The sequence below is a fragment of the Azotobacter tropicalis genome, assembly GCF_059739045.1.
The window spans coordinates 3560233-3576878 of sequence record NZ_AP046059.1; the positions used below are offsets into that span (position 1 = coordinate 3560233).

The window sequence follows — 16646 nt, forward strand, 5'->3', positions numbered from 1 at the left end:
GGCGGGCGCGGGGCCGCGTTTGCCGGCCGGGTCGGGACCGGCCGCTGCGTCGAAGCGGAACTCCTGCGTTGGCACGCGGGTCCCACCCCTGGTGTCCGGGTGCCGCCCCTGCAAGCAGCGCCTTCCGTTCTTGTGTTGGACAACAGGAGGATTCGTGACTTCCCGCTCCGTTCTATCTGCCTCACGCAACCACTGTCTGCATGGCCTGCTGCTGGCCGGCGCTTTCATCCTGACGCTGGAGCCCGCGCCGGCGCGGGCCTTTGGCTTCGACGACGTGGCCGAGCGGGCCAGGGGCCTGGCCGCGGAGCGGTTCGTCGCTCCGGCCAGCAACCTGCCCGCCGAGTTCGGCGAGATGAAGTTCGCCGACTATCAGCAGATCCGCTTCCGCATGGACAAGGCCTACTGGTCGGACAGGAAGACGCCCTTCAAGCTGAGCTTCTACCACCAGGGCATGCACTTCAACACGCCGGTGAAGATCAACGAAATCGCCGGCAACCGGGTCGCGGAAATCCCCTACGATCCCGCCCGCTTCGATTTCGGCACGCTGAAGTTCGACCGCAACGCCACGCGCAATCTCGGCTACGCCGGCTTCCGCGTGCTCTATCCGATCAACGGGGCGGACAAGCGCGACGAGATCACCACCTTCCTCGGCGCCAGCTATTTCCGCGTGGTCGGCAAGGGCCAGGCCTACGGGCTGTCCGCCCGCGGCCTGGCGATCGACACGGCGCAGCCGTCGGGCGAGGAGTTCCCGCGCTTTCGCGAGTTCTGGATCGAGCAGCCGAAACCGCAGGACAAGCACCTGACAATCTTCGCCCTGCTCGATTCGCCGCGCGCCACCGGCGCCTACCGCTTCGTGCTGCACCCGGGCCGCGACGCGGTGGTCGACGTCCAGTCCCGGCTGTTCCTGCGCGACAAGGTCGGCAAGCTGGGCCTCGCGCCGCTGACCAGCATGTTCCTGTTCGGCGGCAACCAGCCCCCCGCACAGCCCAACTACCGGCCGGAGTTGCACGACTCCAGCGGCCTGCAGATCCATGCCGGCAACGACGAATGGATCTGGCGCCCGCTGAACAACCCCAAGCACCTGTCGGTGAGCAGCTACAGCGTGGAGAACCCGAAGGGCTTCGGCCTGCTGCAGCGCGGCCGCGAATTCGCGCGCTACGAGGATCTCGACGACCGCTACGACCTGCGCCCGAGCGCCTGGGTCGAGCCGCAGGGCGACTGGGGCAAGGGCAGCGTGGAACTGGTCGAGATCCCCACCCCGGACGAGACCAACGACAACATCGTCGCCTTCTGGAGCCCGGCCAGCCAGCCGGAGCCGGGCCGGCCGCTGGATCTGAGCTACCGCCTGCACTGGACCCGCGACGAGCCGGGGCTGCACGCCCCGGATTCCGCCTGGGTCGAGCAGACCCTGCGCGCGGCGGGCGACGTGAAGCAGAAGAACCTGATCCGTCAGCCGGACGGCAGCACGGCGCTGGTGGTCGATTTCGAGGGGCCGGCGCTGAAGAAGCTGCCGCCGGACGCGCCGCTCGCTCCCCAGATCGGCGTCGACGGCAATGCCGAGGTGAAGGAGAACAGCCTGCGCTACAACCCGGCGACCAAGGGCTGGCGCCTGATGCTGCGGGTCAGCGTCAAGGACCCGAAGAAGCCGACGGAGATGCGCGTCGCGCTGGTCGACGGCCAGCGAACCCTGTCCGAAACCTGGAGCTACCAGTTGCCCGCCAATGAATAATCCGACCCCCACCGAGGCGTTGCTGGCCGAATACCTGGAGCACCTGCCGCTGGACGCGCCGGCGCGCGAGGGCCTGGCCGAGGCCGGCTCGCTCGCCGCGCTGCACCGCCGGTTGGCCGGCAGCGCGGCGGCCGCGACCGACGATCCCGCCCTGGCTTCGGCCGCCCGGCGCCTGGCGCTGGGCGGCGACGGCGCGCCGCCCGAGGCCGGCCGGGACGCCGGCGGCCGCCCCCGTCTCGAGGCGGCCCCGCCGATCCGGCGCACCCGGGTCGTCCCCGAACCCTGGCGCACCAACCTGCTGGTACGCCTCTGGCACCGGCTCATCGGCCGCCGCAACCCGCCCAGGCCGCGTCGCGATCTGCCGAAGGCGCACTGGCAGCGGGTCGGCTCGCTGCGCCGCTTCGTCCTGCTGCTGCTGATGCTCGGCCAGACCGGCCTGGCCACCTGGTATATGAAGGACATCCTGCCCTATCAGGGCTGGGCCTTCGTCGATTTCGCCGAGATCGGCCGGCAGGGCTGGCTGCAGAGCCTGCAGCAGGTCTTGCCCTACGTCCTGCAGTTCGGCGTGCTGGCGCTGTTCTCCATCCTGTTCTGCTGGGTCTCGGCCGGCTTCTGGACCGCCCTGATGGGCTTCTGGGAGCTGCTCGGCGGGCGCGACCGCTACCGCATCTCCGCCAGCAGCACAGGCGACGAGCCGATCGCCGCCGAGGCGCGCACGGCCATCGTCATGCCGATCTGCAACGAGGATGTGGCGCGGGTGTTCGCCGGCCTGCGGGCGACCTACGAATCGCTGGCCGCCAGTGGCGAGCTGGAGCGCTTCGACTTCTTCGTCCTCAGCGACAGCGGCTCGGCCGACATCGCCGTCGCCGAGCAGCAGGCCTGGCTCGAGCTGTGCCGCGAAACCGGCGGTTCCGGACGCATCTTCTACCGCCGCCGGCGGCGCCGGGTGAAGCGCAAGAGCGGCAACATCGACGACTTCTGCCGGCGCTGGGGCAGCCAGTACCGCTACATGGTGGTGATGGACGCCGACAGCGTGATGAGCGGCGAGTGCCTGACCCGGCTGGTGCGGCTGATGGAGGCCAACCCCGGGGCCGGGATCATCCAGACCGCGCCGAAAGCCTCGGGCATGGACACCCTCTACGCGCGCATGCAGCAGTTCGCCACCCGCGTCTACGGCCCGCTGTTCACCGCCGGCCTGCACTTCTGGCAGCTCGGCGAGTCGCACTACTGGGGGCACAACGCGATCATCCGCATCAAGCCGTTCATCGAGCACTGCGCGCTGGCGCCGCTGTCGGGCAAGGGAGCGTTCGCCGGGGCGATCCTCTCCCACGACTTCGTCGAGGCGGCGCTGATGCGCCGCGCCGGCTGGGGCGTGTGGATCGCCTACGACCTGCCGGGCAGCTACGAGGAGCTGCCGCCGAACCTGCTCGACGAGCTCAAGCGCGACCGCCGCTGGTGCCACGGCAACCTGATGAACTTCCGCCTGTTTCTGGTCAAGGGCATGCACCCGGTGCACCGCGCGGTGTTCCTCACCGGGGTGATGTCCTACCTGTCGGCTCCGCTGTGGCTCGCCTTCCTGGTGCTGTCCACGGCGCTGCTGGCGGTACATCAGTTGATGGAGCCGCAGTATTTCATGGCGCCGAGGCAGCTCTTCCCGATCTGGCCGCAATGGCACCCGGAGCGGGCCATCGCGTTGTTCTCCACCACCCTGACCCTGCTGTTCCTGCCCAAGCTGCTCAGCGTGATCCTGATCTGGGCGAAGGGCGCCGGGGCCTACGGCGGGAGGTGCAGGGTGGCCCTGAGCATGCTGCTGGAGATGGGCTTCTCGATGCTGGTGGCGCCGGTGCGCATGCTGTTCCACAGCCGCTTCGTGATCGCCGCCTTTCTCGGCTGGTCGGTGCAGTGGAAGTCGCCGCAGCGCGACGACGACGCCACCTCCTGGCGCGAGGCGCTGCGCCGGCACGGCGGGCAGACCCTGCTCGGCATCGCCTGGGCGCTGCTGGTGGTCTGGCTGAATCCGCGCTTTCTCTGGTGGCTGTCGCCGATCGTCGGCGCGCTGATGCTGTCCGTCCCAGTGTCGGTGCTCACCAGCCGGGTCGCCTGGGGGCTGGGCGCGCGCCGCGGCGGACTGTTCCTGATTCCCGAGGAGCACGACACCCCGACCGAGCTGCGCGCCACCGACGCGTACACCCTGGCGAACCGGCGGCGGGCGCTCGACGAGGGCTTCCTCCGCGCAGCCGTCGACCCGCTGCTCAACGCCCTGGCCTGCGCCATGGGCACGGCGCGTCACGGCAGTTCCCGGGCGATCGAGGCGGGGCGCCACGAGCGCGTGGAGCAGGCGCTGGCCGTCGGCCCGCAGGGGCTCGACGGCGAGAGCCGACTGGCCCTGCTGAGCGATCCGCTGGCCCTGTCGCGCCTGCACCTGCGGCTGTGGGAGGAGGGCCGGGAGAATTGGCTGGCGCCCTGGCGGCAGGCGTGGGACGGGGCGGGCCGCCGTCGGGCGGTCGAGGAGGCGACGCCGGAGACCGGCGGAGTGCTGCTGGCCAGGTAGGGAGGGGCGCTTGTCGCATCGCTGGCGCTGCCCTGCGCCGGATGCAAGCGGCTGCTATCCTGCCCGGCCTGCAGCCGCTCGTCGTCTTCTTAAGCACTTTTTGAAGGATTTGGACAAGAATGGCTAACCATATGAATCTAAAGGAAAATTAAGCTATTTTCGGTTTTCCGCGCGTGCTAAGTTTTCTCTATTTTTTTCAATAGGTTAGAGTTGCCGGCCGACAATCCCCTCCAGCCCTCCCTTCAGCCATGTCCGAGCCTTGCGCAATGACGTCGATAATCGCTTCATGCCGCGGTCTGCTGCTGGCCGGTGCAACCCTCCTGGCGCTGGGCATCAGCCCCGCCTGGGGCTTCGATTTCGACGCGGTGGCCGAGCGGGCGAAAAGCCTGGCCCGCGAACCCTACGTCGCGCCGGTCAGCAACCTGCCGGCCGAATTCGCCAACATGGCCTTCGCCGACCACCAGCAGATCCGCTTCCGTGCCGAAAAAGCCTACTGGGCCGACCAGAAGACCCACTTCAAGCTGGGCTTCCACCACCAAGGCATGCACTTCGCCACGCCGGTGCGCATCAACGAGGTGATCGCCGGCAACGCCCGGGAAATTGCCTACGATCCCTCGCGCTTCGATTTCGGCACCTTGCGCGTCGATCCCCAGGCGGCGGGGCAGCTCGGCTACGCCGGCTTTCGCGTGCTCTATCCGATCAACCGCGCGGACAAGCAGGACGAGGTGGCCACCTTCCTCGGCGCCAGCTATTTCCGTGTGGTCGGCCAGGGCCAGGTGTTCGGCCTTTCCGCCCGCGGCCTGGCGCTCGACACCGCGCTGCCCTCGGGCGAGGAGTTCCCGCGCTTTCGCGAGTTCTGGATCGAGCGTCCCGGGCCGCAGGACCGCCACCTGACCATCTTCGCGCTGCTCGACTCGCCGCGCGCCACCGGCGCCTACCGGATGGTCCTGCGCCCTGGGCGCAATACCCAGATGGACATCCAGGCCCGCCTCTACCTGCGCGGGCCGATCGGCCGCCTGGGCCTGGCGCCGCTGACCAGCATGTTCCTGTTCGGCGACAACCAGCCGTCGCCGCAGGTCAACTTCCGCCCGCAGATCCACGACTCCAGCGGCCTGCTGATCCACGACGGCAACGGCGACTGGATCTGGCGCCCGCTGCAGAATCCGCAGCAGCTGCTGGTGACTCCCTACAGCCTGGAGAATCCGAAGGGCTTCGGCCTGCTGCAGCGCGGCCGCGAGTTCTCCGAGTTCGAGGACCTCGACGACCGCTACGACCTGCGCCCGAGCGCCTGGGTCGAGCCGCTGGGCGAGTGGGGGCGGGCAGCGTGGAGCTGGTGGAGATTCCGACCCGGACGAGACCAACGACAACATCGTCGCCTTCTGGCGGCCGAAGGTCGTGCCCGAGCCCGGCCAGCCCCTGGACTTCGCCTATCGCCTGCACTGGACTCAAGACGAGCCGGCGCTGCAGTCCAAGAGCGCGGCCTGGGTCCGGCAGACCCTGCGCTCCCTGGGCGAGCTGAAGCAGCGCAACCTGATCCGCCAGGCCGACGGCAGCACCCTTCTGCTGGTGGACTTCGAGGGGCCGGCGCTGCAGGCGCTGGCGCCGGAGACGCCGCTCGCCAGCCAGGTCAACGTCGACCACAACGGCGAACTGCTGGAGAACAGCCTGCGCTACCACCCGGCCATCCGGGGGTGGCGCCTTACCCTGCGTTTGAGAGTCAAGGACCCACAGCGGCCGGTGGAGATGTACGCCGCACTGGTCAAGGGCGACCGACGCCTGACCGAAATCTGGAGCTACCAGTTGCATGCCAAAGAATAATCCGATCTCCCTCCGCGCTCCGCTGGACGAGTACCTGCGCCACCTGCCGCTGTCCGCGGCGGAGCGCGAGCGTCTGGCCGATGCCGGCACGCTCGCCGAACTGCACCGCCGGCTGGCCGGAGGAGCTCCGGCAGCGGCCGGCGATGCCGCCCTGGCCTCGTCCGCCCGGCGCCTGGCCGGGGGGTATGGCGACGAGCTGAAAGCAAGCGGGGGGCTCGCCGCGGACAGCGCCGGGCGTGCCTGCCTGGCGGCCGCGCCGCCGATCCGCCGCACGCCGGTGGTTCCCGAGCCCTGGGGCCTCAACCTGCTGAAGCGCGCCTGGCGCCGGCTCACCGGCCGTCCCATTCCGCCCCCGCCACGGCGCGACCTGCCGTCGGCGAGCTGGCAGCGGGTCGCCTCGCTGCGCCGGCTGGTCCTGCTGCTGCTGATGCTGGGGCCGACCGCTTTGGCCTCCTGGTACATGCGGGACATCCTGCCGTGCTGCGACTGGTCCTTCTCCAAGCTTGCCGAGTTCGTCGAAGGCGTCCCGCCCAGTCCCTGGCACAGCCTGGGCACGGCGCTGCCCTATCTGCTCGAAGGCTGCGTGCTCGGCCTCTTCGCACTGCTCTTCGGCTGGGTGTCGGCCGGCTTCTGGACGGCGGTGATGGGCTTCTGGGAACTGCTGCGCGGGCGTGACCGCCACTTCATCTCCGCGGCCGGCGTCGGCACGGCGCCGATTCCCGCCGAGGCACGCACGGCCATCGTCATGCCGATCTGCAACGAGGACGTGGCGCGGGCCTTCGCCGGCCTGCGGGCGACCTACGAGTCGCTGGCCGCCGGCAGCGAGCTGGAGCGCTTCGACTTCTTCATCCTCAGCGACAGCGGCTCGGCCGACATCGCCGCCGCCGAGCAGCAGGCCTGGCTCGAGCTGTGCCAGGAAACCGGCGGCGCCGGACGCATCTTCTACCGCCGCCGGCGGCGCCGGGTGAAACGCAAGAGCGGCAACATCGACGACTTCTGCCGGCGCTGGGGCAGCCAGTACCGCTACATGGTGGTGATGGACGCCGACAGCGTGATGAGCGGCGACTGCCTGGCGACCCTGGTCCGGCTGATGGAGGCCAACCCCGAGGCCGGGATCATCCAGACCGCGCCCAAGGCCTCCGGCCGCGACACCCTCTACGCGCGCATGCAGCAGTTCGCCACCCGAGTCTACGGCCCGCTGCTGACCGCCGGCATGCACTTCTGGCAGCTCGGCGAGTCGCACTACTGGGGGCACAACGCGATCATCCGCATGCAGCCGTTCATCGAGCACTGCGCGCTGGCACCGTTGCCGGGCAAGGGAGCGTTCGCCGGGGCGATCCTCTCCCACGACTTCGTCGAGGCGGCGCTGATGCGCCGCGCCGGCTGGGGCGTGTGGGTCGCCCACGACCTGCCGGGCAGCTACGAGGAGCTGCCGCCGAACCTGCTCGACGAACTCAAGCGCGACCGCCGCTGGTGCCACGGCAACCTGATGAACTTCCGCCTGTTCCTGGTCCGCGGCATTCATCCGGTGCACCGCGCGGTGTTCCTCACCGGGGTGATGTCCTACTTGTCGGCACCGCTGTGGTTCGCTTTCCTGCTGCTGTCCACGGCGCTGATGGCGGCGCACCAGTTGCTGATGCCGCAGGATGCCGCCAGCGCCTCCGGACCGTTCCCGGTCTGGATGCCCTGGTATCCCCAGGAGGCCATGCTGCTGTTCTACAGCACCCTGACCATGCTGGTGCTGCCCAAGCTGCTCAGCCTGGTGCTGGTCTGGGTCAAGGGCGCTCGCGCCTATGGCGGGGCGCTGCGGGTGACCCTGAGCGTGCTGCTGGAGATGGGCTGCTCCATTCTGCTGACCCCGGTACGGATGTTCTTCCACAGCTGCTTCGTGATCGGCGCCTTCCTCGGCCGCTCGGTGCAGTGGAAGTCGCCGTGCCGCGACGACGGCTCCACCTCGTGGCGCGAGGCGCTGCGCCGGCATGGCGGGCAGACCCTGCTCGGCCTGGTCTGGGCGCTGCTGGTGGCCTGGCTGAACCCGCGCTTTCTCTGGTGGCTGGCGCCGATCGTCGGCGCGCTGATGCTGTCCGTCCCGGTGTCGGTGATCTCCAGCCGGGTCGGCCTGGGCCGGCGCCTGCGCGCCCTCAAGCTGTTCCTGATCCCCGAGGAGTACGACGCCCCGGCCGAGCTGCGCGCCACCGAGCGCTACACCCGGGAGAACCGCCGGCGCGCGCTGGGCGGCGCCTTCGTCCGGGCGGTGGTCGATCCGCTCGGCAACGCCCTGGCCTGCGCTATGGGCACGGCACGCCACGGTCAGTCGCTGGCGATCGAGCGGTTGCGCGCGGATCGCGTGACCCACGCCCTGGCCGTCGGTCCCGAACGGCTCGACGAGCGCGCCCGCCTGGCCCTGCTGAGCGATCCGGTAGCCCTGGCGCGCCTGCACCAGCAGTTGTGGGAGGAGGGCTGGGAGAACTGGCTGGCGCCTTGGCGGCGCTCGCTGGGCGGTCTGTACCGCAGCAGCGGCCGGCCCCTGGCTGCCACGATGAGCAGCGAGGCGAAGCCGGCGGCCGACGGGGTGCTGCTGGCCGGGTAGGCATTTGGCGGGCGCTGCGGCGCCCGCCACCGCGCCTCAGAAGAGGCGCGCGAGCAGGGCGGTCACCGCGGTTTCCACGCGCAGGATGCGCTCGCCCAGCTGCACCGGGGCGAGGCCGGCGGCCTGCAGCTTGTCCACCTCGTAGGGAATCCAGCCGCCTTCCGGGCCGATCGCCAAGGTCACCGGCCGCTCGACGGCCCGCGGACAGGGCGGGAAGTCGCCGGGATGGCCGAGCAGGCCGAGGGTGCCGGCGGCGAGCTGCGGCAGGCGATCCTCGACGAAGGGCTTGAAGCGCTTTTCGACCAGCACCTCCGGCAGCACGGTGTCGCGCGCCTGTTCCAGACCGAGGATCAGCTGTTCGCGGATCGCTGCGGGTTCGAGGAAAGGGGTCTGCCAGAAGCTTTTCTCCACCCGGTAGCTGTTGAGCAGCACCAGACGCGGCACGCCCATGGCGGCGACGGTCTGCAGCACGCGCTTGAGCATCTTCGGCCGCGGCAGGGCGAGCAGCAGGGTCAAGGGCAGCTTGGCCGGCGGTTCCCGGTCGAAGGTCACCTGCAGTTCGGCCTCCGCGGCCTCCAGGCGCAGCAGACGGCCTTCGCCCATCGCCCGGCCCACATGGCCGACCCGCAGGCGGTCGCCGGCTTCGGCACGGTGCACCTCGTGCAGATGGCGCAGGCGGCGGTCGCGCAGGATCACCCGGTCGACGCCGACGAAGTCGGCGTCGTCGAGCAGCAGCAGGTTCATGCCTGGGGCGCCGGCGGCTGGTCGTCGTGCTCGCGGGGGGCGACGGCGCTGCTGTCTCCGGTTTCCTCGGTGTCGCGGTGAACCATGGCGCCGAACAGGATGCCGACCTCGAACAGCAGCCACATCGGTACCGCCAGCAGGGTCTGCGAGAAGATGTCCGGCGGAGTGAGGATCATGCCGACCACGAAGCAGCCGACGATCACGTAGGGCCGGCTTTTCTTCAGGGTTTCCACGTCGACCAGGCCGATCCAGATGATCAGGAAGGTCGCCACCGGAATTTCGAAGGCCACGCCGAAGGCGAAGAACAGGGTGAGGACGAAGTCCAGGTACTCGTTGATGTCGGTCATCATCGCCACGCCTTCGGGGGTGACGCTGGCGAAGAAGTGGAACATCAGCGGGAAGACCAGGAAATAGACGAAAGCCATGCCGAGGTAGAACAGGGCGATGCTGGAGGCCAGCAGCGGCAGGGCGATGCGTTTCTCCTGCTGGTACAGGCCCGGCGCGATGAACCCCCAGACCTGATGGAGGATCACCGGGACGCTGAGAAACAGCGCCACCCAGGCGGTGAGCTTGAACGGGGTCAGGAACGGCGAGGCGACGCCGGTGGCGATCATGGTCGCGCCTTCCGGCAGGTAGGCGCGCAGCGGTGCCGAGACCAGCGTGTAGATTTCCTGGGCGAAGGGGAAGAGTACGGCGAAGATCAGCAGTACTGCCAGTACGCAGCGCAGCAGGCGCGTGCGCAGTTCGGTCAGGTGAGCGACCAGGGGCATGTCCTGGTCGCCTTCCGGTCGGGCTGTCATGGGTTGGGCGTCTTGTCGGATGGGGCGGCAGGAGGCTCGGTGCCGGCCGGGGCGGCAGGCTGCGGGGCGGCCGCGGGACTGTCCGGCTCGTGCGGCGCGGCCGGGGCCGGCGGCTGCAGGCTCTGGCGCATCTCCCGCTCCAGCTCGAGGATCCGCTCGTTATGCAGTTGGCGACGGATCTCGTCGGCGCCGATCTCGCGCTCCACCTCCGTCCGGATCGCACTGAAGCTGCGCTTCAGGCGGCCGATCCACAGACCGGCCGTGCGTGCGGCACCCGGCAGGCGTTCGGGGCCGAGTACCAGCAGGGCGACCAGGCCGACCAGCAGCAGCTCGGAGAAACCGATATCGAACATGCGTCAGGCTCAGTCCTTGCGCACCGGAATGTCGACCTTCTGGGCATGGCCTTCGATGGTCTGCGTCTTGTTCAGCGTGTCGCCGGTGCCGGCCTGCGGCTCGGCCGGCTTGTTCTCGCCTTCCTCGGTGTTCACGGCCTTGCGAAAGCCCTTGATCGCCTCGCCGATATCGGAGCCGAGCGTCTTCAGGCGCTTGGTGCCGAACACCAGGACGACGACGATGAGGATGATCAGCCAGTGTTTCCAGTCGAAAATACCCATGGAATTCCCCTTGCAGCTAAATGGTTAGGCGGACGGTTGGCGGGCGGCCTTTTCCGCATGTCCGGACAGCCCGAAGCGCCGCTCCAGTTCGTCGAGCACCGCCTGGGGGTGCTGGCCGAGGGCGGCGAGCATGACCAGGCTGTGGAACCAGAGATCGGCCGTCTCGTAGATCAGGTCGCTGCAGTCGCCGCTGACGGCGGCGTCCTTGGCCGCGAGGATGGTTTCCACCGACTCCTCGCCGACCTTTTCCAGGATCTTGTTCAGGCCCTTGTGGTACAGGCTGGCCACGTAGGAGCTGTCCGGGGCGGCGTTCTTGCGCGCCTCGAGCACTTCGGCCAACTGGTGGAGGGTGTCACTCATGACGGTGTCCTGCGTGATAGATGGCGTCGGGGTCCTTGAGGATCGGATCGACGACCTTCCAGGCGCCGTCTTCGAAAACGCGGTAGAAGCAACTTTCGCGGCCGGTGTGGCAGGCGATGCCGCCGAGCTGCTCGACCTGCAGGACGATCACATCGGCGTCGCAGTCCAGGCGCAGTTCATGCACCTTCTGCACATGGCCCGACTCTTCGCCCTTGCGCCAGAGCTTACCACGCGAGCGTGACCAGTAGATGGCGCGACCTTCCCGAGCGGTCAGGGCCAGGGACTCGCGGTTCATCCAGGCCATCATCAGGATGCACCCGGTCTTGTGATCCTGGGCGATGGCCGGTACCAGGCCATCGGCGTTCCAGTGAATTTCGTCCAACCAGTCTTTCATATCCACTCCGGGCGACGTGCGGCGTCGCGATAACCGGGTCAGTCGGGGAAGCGCCAGCGGCGCACCAGCAGGTAGAGGCCGCTGGCGAGCATCAGCCAGCCCGGCCAGGCGTCCGCGACGGTCGGCGGCGTCTGGCTGGCGAGCAGCACGCCGCCGGCCAGCAGGGCGGCGCCGAGCAGGCGCAGGATGTGCTGATCGTGGCGCTCGCGCCGCCGCAGCGGCCTGTCCCAGCCAGGACGGGCCAGGCTTTCCAGCGCCTCGCGGGTGATGTGCGCTAGGTGCGGCAGTTGTTCGAGCTGGCCCTGCAGGTTGTCGAGCATGGCCTTCGGACTCATGCGCTTGCGCATCCAGCGCTCCAGGAAGGGCTTGGCGGTGGTCCACAGGTCCAGCTCCGGGTAGAGCTGGCGGCCGAGTCCCTCGATGTTGAGCAGAGTCTTCTGCAGCAACACCAGCTGCGGCTGGACCTCCATGTTGAAGCGCCGGGCGGTCTGGAACAGGCGCAGCAGCAGCTGGCCGAAGGAGATGTCCTTCAAGGGCTTCTCGAAGATCGGCTCGCAGACGGTACGGATCGCCGCCTCGAACTCGTTGACCTGGGTGTCGGCCGGCACCCAGCCGGAGTCGATGTGCAGCTGCGCGACCTTGCGGTAGTCGCGCTTGAAGAAGGCCAGCAGGTTGCGCGCCAGGTAGTCCTGGTCCTGCGGCGTCAGGCTGCCGACGATGCCGCAGTCGATGGCGATGTACTGCGGGTCCCAGGGCTGGCGGGTGCTGACGAAGATGTTGCCGGGGTGCATGTCGGCATGGAAGAAGCTGTCGCGGAACACCTGGGTGAAGAAGATCTCCACGCCGCGCTCGGCGAGCAGCTTGAGGTCGGTGCCCTGGTCGGTCAGGGCCGCCAGGTCGGTCACCGGCACGCCGTAGATGCGCTCCATCACCAGCACCTTGGGCCGGCACCATTCCCAGTGCACCTGCGGCACGTAGAGCAGCGGCGAGCCCTCGAAGTTGCGCTTGAGCTGGCTGGCGTTGGCCGCCTCGCGGAGCAGATCGAGCTCGTCGTAGATGGTCTTCTCGTAGTCGCTGACCACGTCGACCAGATGCAGGCGGCGGGCTTCGGTGGAGGCTCGCTCGGCCATCCGGGCGAACAGGTAGAGCCAGGCCAGGTCCTGGCGGATCACCGCCTTGAGGCCGGGACGGACCACCTTGACCACCACTTCCTCGCCGCTTTTCAGCTGCGCCGCGTGCACCTGGGCGACCGAGGCCGAGGCCAGCGGCTCGCTGTCGAAGCGGGCGAACACCTCGTCGACCCGGGCGCCGAGCTGTTCCTCGATCAGCGCCACGGACTGCTGCGGATTGAAGGGCGGCACGCGGTCCTGCAGCCAGACCAGCTCGTCGGCGAGGTCCTCCGGCAGCAGGTCGCGGCGGGTCGAGAGGATCTGGCCGAACTTGATGAAGATCGGTCCGAGATCCTGCAGAGCCAGGCGCAGACGGATCCCGCGCGGCAGGTCGCTCGGTGCGCGAGGGAGCCAGCGCCACGGCAGGCAATAGCCCAGCGCCCGCAGCCACCAGGGCAGCAGCAGCTGGTCGAACAGGAGGTCGTCGAGGCGATAGCGGACGACGACGCTTTGAATGCGCAGCAGGCGGCGGACGGCAAGGAGCTTCATGCGTGGTTGTCGCTGGGTTCCTGTGGGTGGGCGAGGCGGGCGATGCGTGCCTCGAGGCGGTCCATGGCCAGCCTGAGGTCGTCGACTTCGGCGAAGCGGGCTTCGGCTTCGTGGCGGCCGACCAGGCTGCGCGACTCTTCGCCGAGGTAGTCGGCCAGGTTCTGGCGCAGGCTGGCGAGGCTCTGGCCGCTCCAGCGCGCGGCGTGCTGCAGGCTGCCGGCGAGCAGCTGGGTGGCCAGCGGGCCGAGCCAGCGCGACACCTCGTACTCCCAGTCCAGCTCGAGATCCTGAAGGATTTCGGCGAGCGCCAGCAGGCTGGCACTGTCGCCCTCCAGACGCACTTCGGGGCTGTGCAGGACGGCAGTCTTCTGTCGGCTGGCGGCCAGGCGTAGCAGGCTCTCGGCCGGGGCGTGCAGGGTGCAGTCGGCTTCGCCCTGCCAGTGCCCGGCCAGGCGCAGGCCGTCGGCGTTCGGCAGGATATGGACGGTCAGCTCGGGCGCCGTGCAGTGCACCGCGAGCACGCTGCCGGCCAGCCGGGCCAGGCGCGGCCGGGCGGTAGCGTCCAGGCGCAGCAGGCGGTTGAGTCCGCGTTCCGCGCCGGCGAGCAGGGCCGTGCCGAGCATCAGGGCTTGAGACCGCGGTGCAGGGCGACGATGCCGCCGGTCATATTGTGGTAGGTGACGCGCTCGAAGCCGGCCTCGACCATCATGCCCTTGAGGGTTTCCTGGTTCGGATGCATGCGGATCGACTCGGCCAGGTAGCGGTAGCTGTCGGCATCGTTGGTGATCAGCTTGCCGGCCAGCGGCATGAAGGCGAAGGAATAGGCGTCGTAGGCCTTGCCGAGCAGGGGGTTGCTCGGCTTGGAGAACTCCAGCACCAGGAGGCGGCCGCCCGGCTTGAGCACCCGCAGCATGGAGCGCAGGGCGTCTTCCTTGTGGGTGACGTTGCGCAGGCCGAAGGCGATGGTGACCACGTCGAAGTGGTTGTCGGGAAACGGCAGCTTCTCGGCGTCGGCCTGGACGAAGCGCACGTTGCCGGCCACGCCCTTGTCGAGCAGGCGATCGCGGCCGACCTTGAGCATGGATTCGTTGATATCGGCCAGCACCACTTCGCCGCTCTCGCCGACCAGGCGGGAGAACTGCCGGGCGAGGTCGCCGGTGCCGCCGGCGATGTCCAGCACCCGGTTGCCCCGGCGCACCCCGGACAACTCGATGGTGAAGCGCTTCCACAGGCGGTGCAGGCCGCCGGAGAGCACGTCGTTCATCAGGTCGTACTTGGCCGCCACCGAGTGGAATACTTCGGCGACCTTCTGCGCCTTCTGGCTTTCCGGGACGCTCTGGTACCCGAAATGGGTGGAGGGTTCGGCCTCGTGGCTCTTGCGCGGATCGTTCATGTCGCTGGCACCGGAAAAATGTGCCGGCCATTCTAGGGCTTGTGCTCGATTGTTTCCATGCAATCGAGGCGCGGAGGCCGGCTCAGAGCATCAGCCGGACCACCGACTCGTCCGGATCGCGGGACTTGCCGGCGCGCTCCAGTTCAGCCAGGTACTCGGCCCACAGGCGGTCGTGGTCGTGGGCCAACTGGTGGAGGTAGTCCCAGCTGTAGAGGCCGCTGTCGTGGCCGTCGTCGAAGATCAGCTTGAGGGCGTACTGGCCGACCGGCTCGACGCCGCTCAGGCCGACGCCGAGTTTGCCGTGCTGCAGCACGGGATTGCCGTGGCCGCGTACCTCCGCCGAAGGCGAGTGCACGCGGAGGAACTCGGCGTCGAGACTGTAGTGCTCGTCGGGGCCGTAGTGCAGCTCGAGGGTCTTCGAGGCCTTGTGCAGCTTGATGGCGGTGGGTATGCGCATCGGTGGAACTCCGCAAGGTGGGGCGGCGAGCTGTAGGGCGGGTAACGGCGAAGCTTTATCCACCGGTGCGGGGCTCCGGTGGAAAACGCTGTACGGTTTTCCACGGGGTGGCTTCCACCCTACGACGGCAGGGAAGCGCTTACAGGATATAGCGCGACAGATCCTCGTCCTGGGCCAGTTCGCCGAGGTGGCTGTTGACGTAGGCCGCGTCGAGCACGATCGGTCGGCCGCTGTGCTCGGCGGCCAGATCGCCGGCGCTGAAAGACACCTCTTCCAGCAGGCGTTCGAGCAGCGTATGCAGGCGACGGGCGCCGATGTTCTCGGTTTTCTCGTTGACCTGCCAGGCGATCTCGGCGATGCGCTTGATGCCGTCGGCGGCGAATTCGATGTCCAGCCCCTCGGTCTTCAGCAGTTCGCGGTACTGCTCGGTCAGCGAGGCATGCGGCTCGGTGAGGATGCGCTCGAAGTCCTCGGGCGTCAGGGCCTTGAGTTCGACGCGGATCGGCAGGCGGCCCTGCAGTTCCGGCACCAGATCGCTGGGCTTGGCCAGGTGGAAGGCACCGGAGGCGATGAACAGGATGTGGTCGGTCTTGACCATGCCGAGCTTGGTGTTCACCGTGCAGCCCTCGATCAGTGGCAGCAGGTCGCGTTGCACGCCTTCGCGGGAGACGTCGGCGCCGCCGACATTGGCGCGCTTGGCCACCTTGTCGATCTCGTCGATGAAGACGATGCCGTTCTGCTCGACCGCCTCCAGGGCGCGGGCCTTGAGTTCCTCCTCGTTGACCAGGCGGGCTGCCTCCTCGTCGCGGACCAGCTTGAGGGCGTCCTTGACCTTCAGCTTGTGGGTCTTCTTCTTGCCCTTGCCCATGCTGGAGAACAGGTTCTGCAACTGGCTGGTCATCTCCTCCATGCCGGGCGGAGCCATGATCTCCACGCCGCTGGGCGCTTCGGCGATCTCGATGTCGATTTCCTTGTCGTCCAGCTGACCCTCGCGCAGGCGCTTGCGGAACAGCTGGCGGGTGTTCGTGTCCTCGCGGCTGACCGGCTCGTCGCCGAAACCCTGGCGCGCCGGCGGCAGCAACGCATCGAGGATGCGGTCCTCGGCGGCGTCCTCGGCGCGGTAGCGCACCCGCTGGATCTCCTGCTCGCGCATCATCTTCACCGCCGCGTCGGCCAGGTCGCGGACGATGGATTCCACGTCGCGGCCGACATAGCCCACTTCGGTGAACTTGGTCGCTTCCACCTTGATGAACGGGGCGTTCGCCAGGCGCGCCAGGCGGCGGGCGATCTCGGTCTTGCCGACACCGGTCGGGCCGATCATCAGGATGTTCTTCGGCGTCACCTCGGCGCGCAGCTCGGCCGGCAGCTGCATGCGTCGCCAGCGGTTGCGCAGGGCGATGGCGACGGCGCGCTTGGCGTCGTCCTGGCCGATGATGTGGCGGTTGAGTTCGTGGACGATCTCGCGGGGCGTCATGGACATGGGTAAGGCTCGCTTCATGCGGTGGGGCGTCGGATCTGGGACCTTTCGCCGCGGCGTT

14 protein-coding genes and 1 pseudogene are annotated in these 16646 nt (G+C 68.7%); 4 read left to right on the forward strand and 11 right to left on the reverse strand.

The features are described from left to right. Positions 1-154 precede the first annotated feature (154 nt). From Atro_RS16930 to mdoH (Atro_RS16945), 4 genes and pseudogenes are all read left to right on the forward strand, one after another. Positions 155-1729, forward strand: coding sequence for a glucan biosynthesis protein G (locus Atro_RS16930; protein WP_497924112.1), 1575 nt, complete (start codon positions 155-157; stop codon positions 1727-1729). After that, complete coding sequence (gene mdoH / locus Atro_RS16935) at positions 1722-4280, forward strand: glucans biosynthesis glucosyltransferase MdoH (protein WP_497924114.1); 2559 nt, start codon at positions 1722-1724, stop codon at positions 4278-4280. Before Atro_RS16930 ends, mdoH (Atro_RS16935) begins: the two co-directional genes overlap by 8 nt. Before the next feature lie 266 nt (positions 4281-4546). Next, positions 4547-6098: pseudogene (locus Atro_RS16940) on the forward strand (glucan biosynthesis protein G). Beyond that, positions 6085-8688 (forward strand): glucans biosynthesis glucosyltransferase MdoH, encoded by a 2604-nt coding sequence (gene mdoH / locus Atro_RS16945; protein WP_497924116.1) that lies wholly within the window; start codon positions 6085-6087, stop codon positions 8686-8688. Before Atro_RS16940 ends, mdoH (Atro_RS16945) begins: the two are co-directional and overlap by 14 nt. Before the next feature lie 36 nt (positions 8689-8724). Here the strand turns inward: mdoH (Atro_RS16945) and Atro_RS16950 are convergent, their stop codons facing one another. From Atro_RS16950 to hslU, 11 genes are all read right to left on the reverse strand, one after another. Then, positions 8725-9432 carry a 16S rRNA (uracil(1498)-N(3))-methyltransferase gene (locus tag Atro_RS16950; protein WP_497924118.1) on the reverse strand — a complete coding sequence of 236 codons (708 nt, stop codon included), beginning with the start codon at positions 9430-9432 and terminating at the stop codon, positions 8725-8727. Further along, positions 9429-10232, reverse strand: coding sequence for a twin-arginine translocase subunit TatC (gene tatC / locus Atro_RS16955; protein ID WP_497924120.1), 804 nt, complete (start codon positions 10230-10232; stop codon positions 9429-9431). Before tatC ends, Atro_RS16950 begins: the two co-directional genes overlap by 4 nt. Next, a complete protein-coding gene (gene tatB, locus Atro_RS16960) occupies positions 10229-10585 on the reverse strand; it encodes a Sec-independent protein translocase protein TatB (RefSeq protein WP_497924122.1) in 357 nt (118 codons plus the stop codon). Before tatB ends, tatC begins: the two co-directional genes overlap by 4 nt. A 9-nt stretch (positions 10586-10594) precedes the next feature. Further along, a complete protein-coding gene (locus tag Atro_RS16965) occupies positions 10595-10846 on the reverse strand; it encodes a twin-arginine translocase TatA/TatE family subunit (protein WP_497924124.1) in 252 nt (83 codons plus the stop codon). A 24-nt stretch (positions 10847-10870) separates the two neighbouring features. After that, positions 10871-11206 carry a phosphoribosyl-ATP diphosphatase gene (locus Atro_RS16970; RefSeq protein ID WP_497924126.1) on the reverse strand — a complete coding sequence of 112 codons (336 nt, stop codon included), beginning with the start codon at positions 11204-11206 and terminating at the stop codon, positions 10871-10873. After that, a complete protein-coding gene (gene hisI, locus Atro_RS16975) occupies positions 11199-11600 on the reverse strand; it encodes a phosphoribosyl-AMP cyclohydrolase (RefSeq protein WP_497924128.1) in 402 nt (133 codons plus the stop codon). Before hisI ends, Atro_RS16970 begins: the two co-directional genes overlap by 8 nt. Positions 11601-11638: 38 nt before the next feature. After that, a complete protein-coding gene (ubiB, locus tag Atro_RS16980) occupies positions 11639-13258 on the reverse strand; it encodes a ubiquinone biosynthesis regulatory protein kinase UbiB (protein WP_497924130.1) in 1620 nt (539 codons plus the stop codon). Beyond that, the gene (locus Atro_RS16985) at positions 13255-13881 is read right to left on the reverse strand and encodes a ubiquinone biosynthesis accessory factor UbiJ (protein ID WP_497924132.1); all 627 of its coding nucleotides are present in this window, start codon (positions 13879-13881) and stop codon (positions 13255-13257) included. Before Atro_RS16985 ends, ubiB begins: the two co-directional genes overlap by 4 nt. Beyond that, a complete protein-coding gene (ubiE, locus tag Atro_RS16990) occupies positions 13881-14651 on the reverse strand; it encodes a bifunctional demethylmenaquinone methyltransferase/2-methoxy-6-polyprenyl-1,4-benzoquinol methylase UbiE (RefSeq protein WP_497924134.1) in 771 nt (256 codons plus the stop codon). The genes Atro_RS16985 and ubiE overlap by 1 nt, the downstream gene beginning before the upstream one ends. Before the next feature lie 82 nt (positions 14652-14733). Further along, a complete protein-coding gene (locus Atro_RS16995; protein WP_497924135.1) occupies positions 14734-15108 on the reverse strand; it encodes a gamma-butyrobetaine hydroxylase family protein in 375 nt (124 codons plus the stop codon). Positions 15109-15247: 139 nt separating this feature from the next. Continuing rightward, positions 15248-16588: an ATP-dependent protease ATPase subunit HslU gene (hslU, locus tag Atro_RS17000; RefSeq protein WP_497924137.1), complete on the reverse strand. Its 1341-nt coding sequence runs from the start codon at positions 16586-16588 to the stop codon at positions 15248-15250. Positions 16589-16646 lie beyond the last annotated feature (58 nt).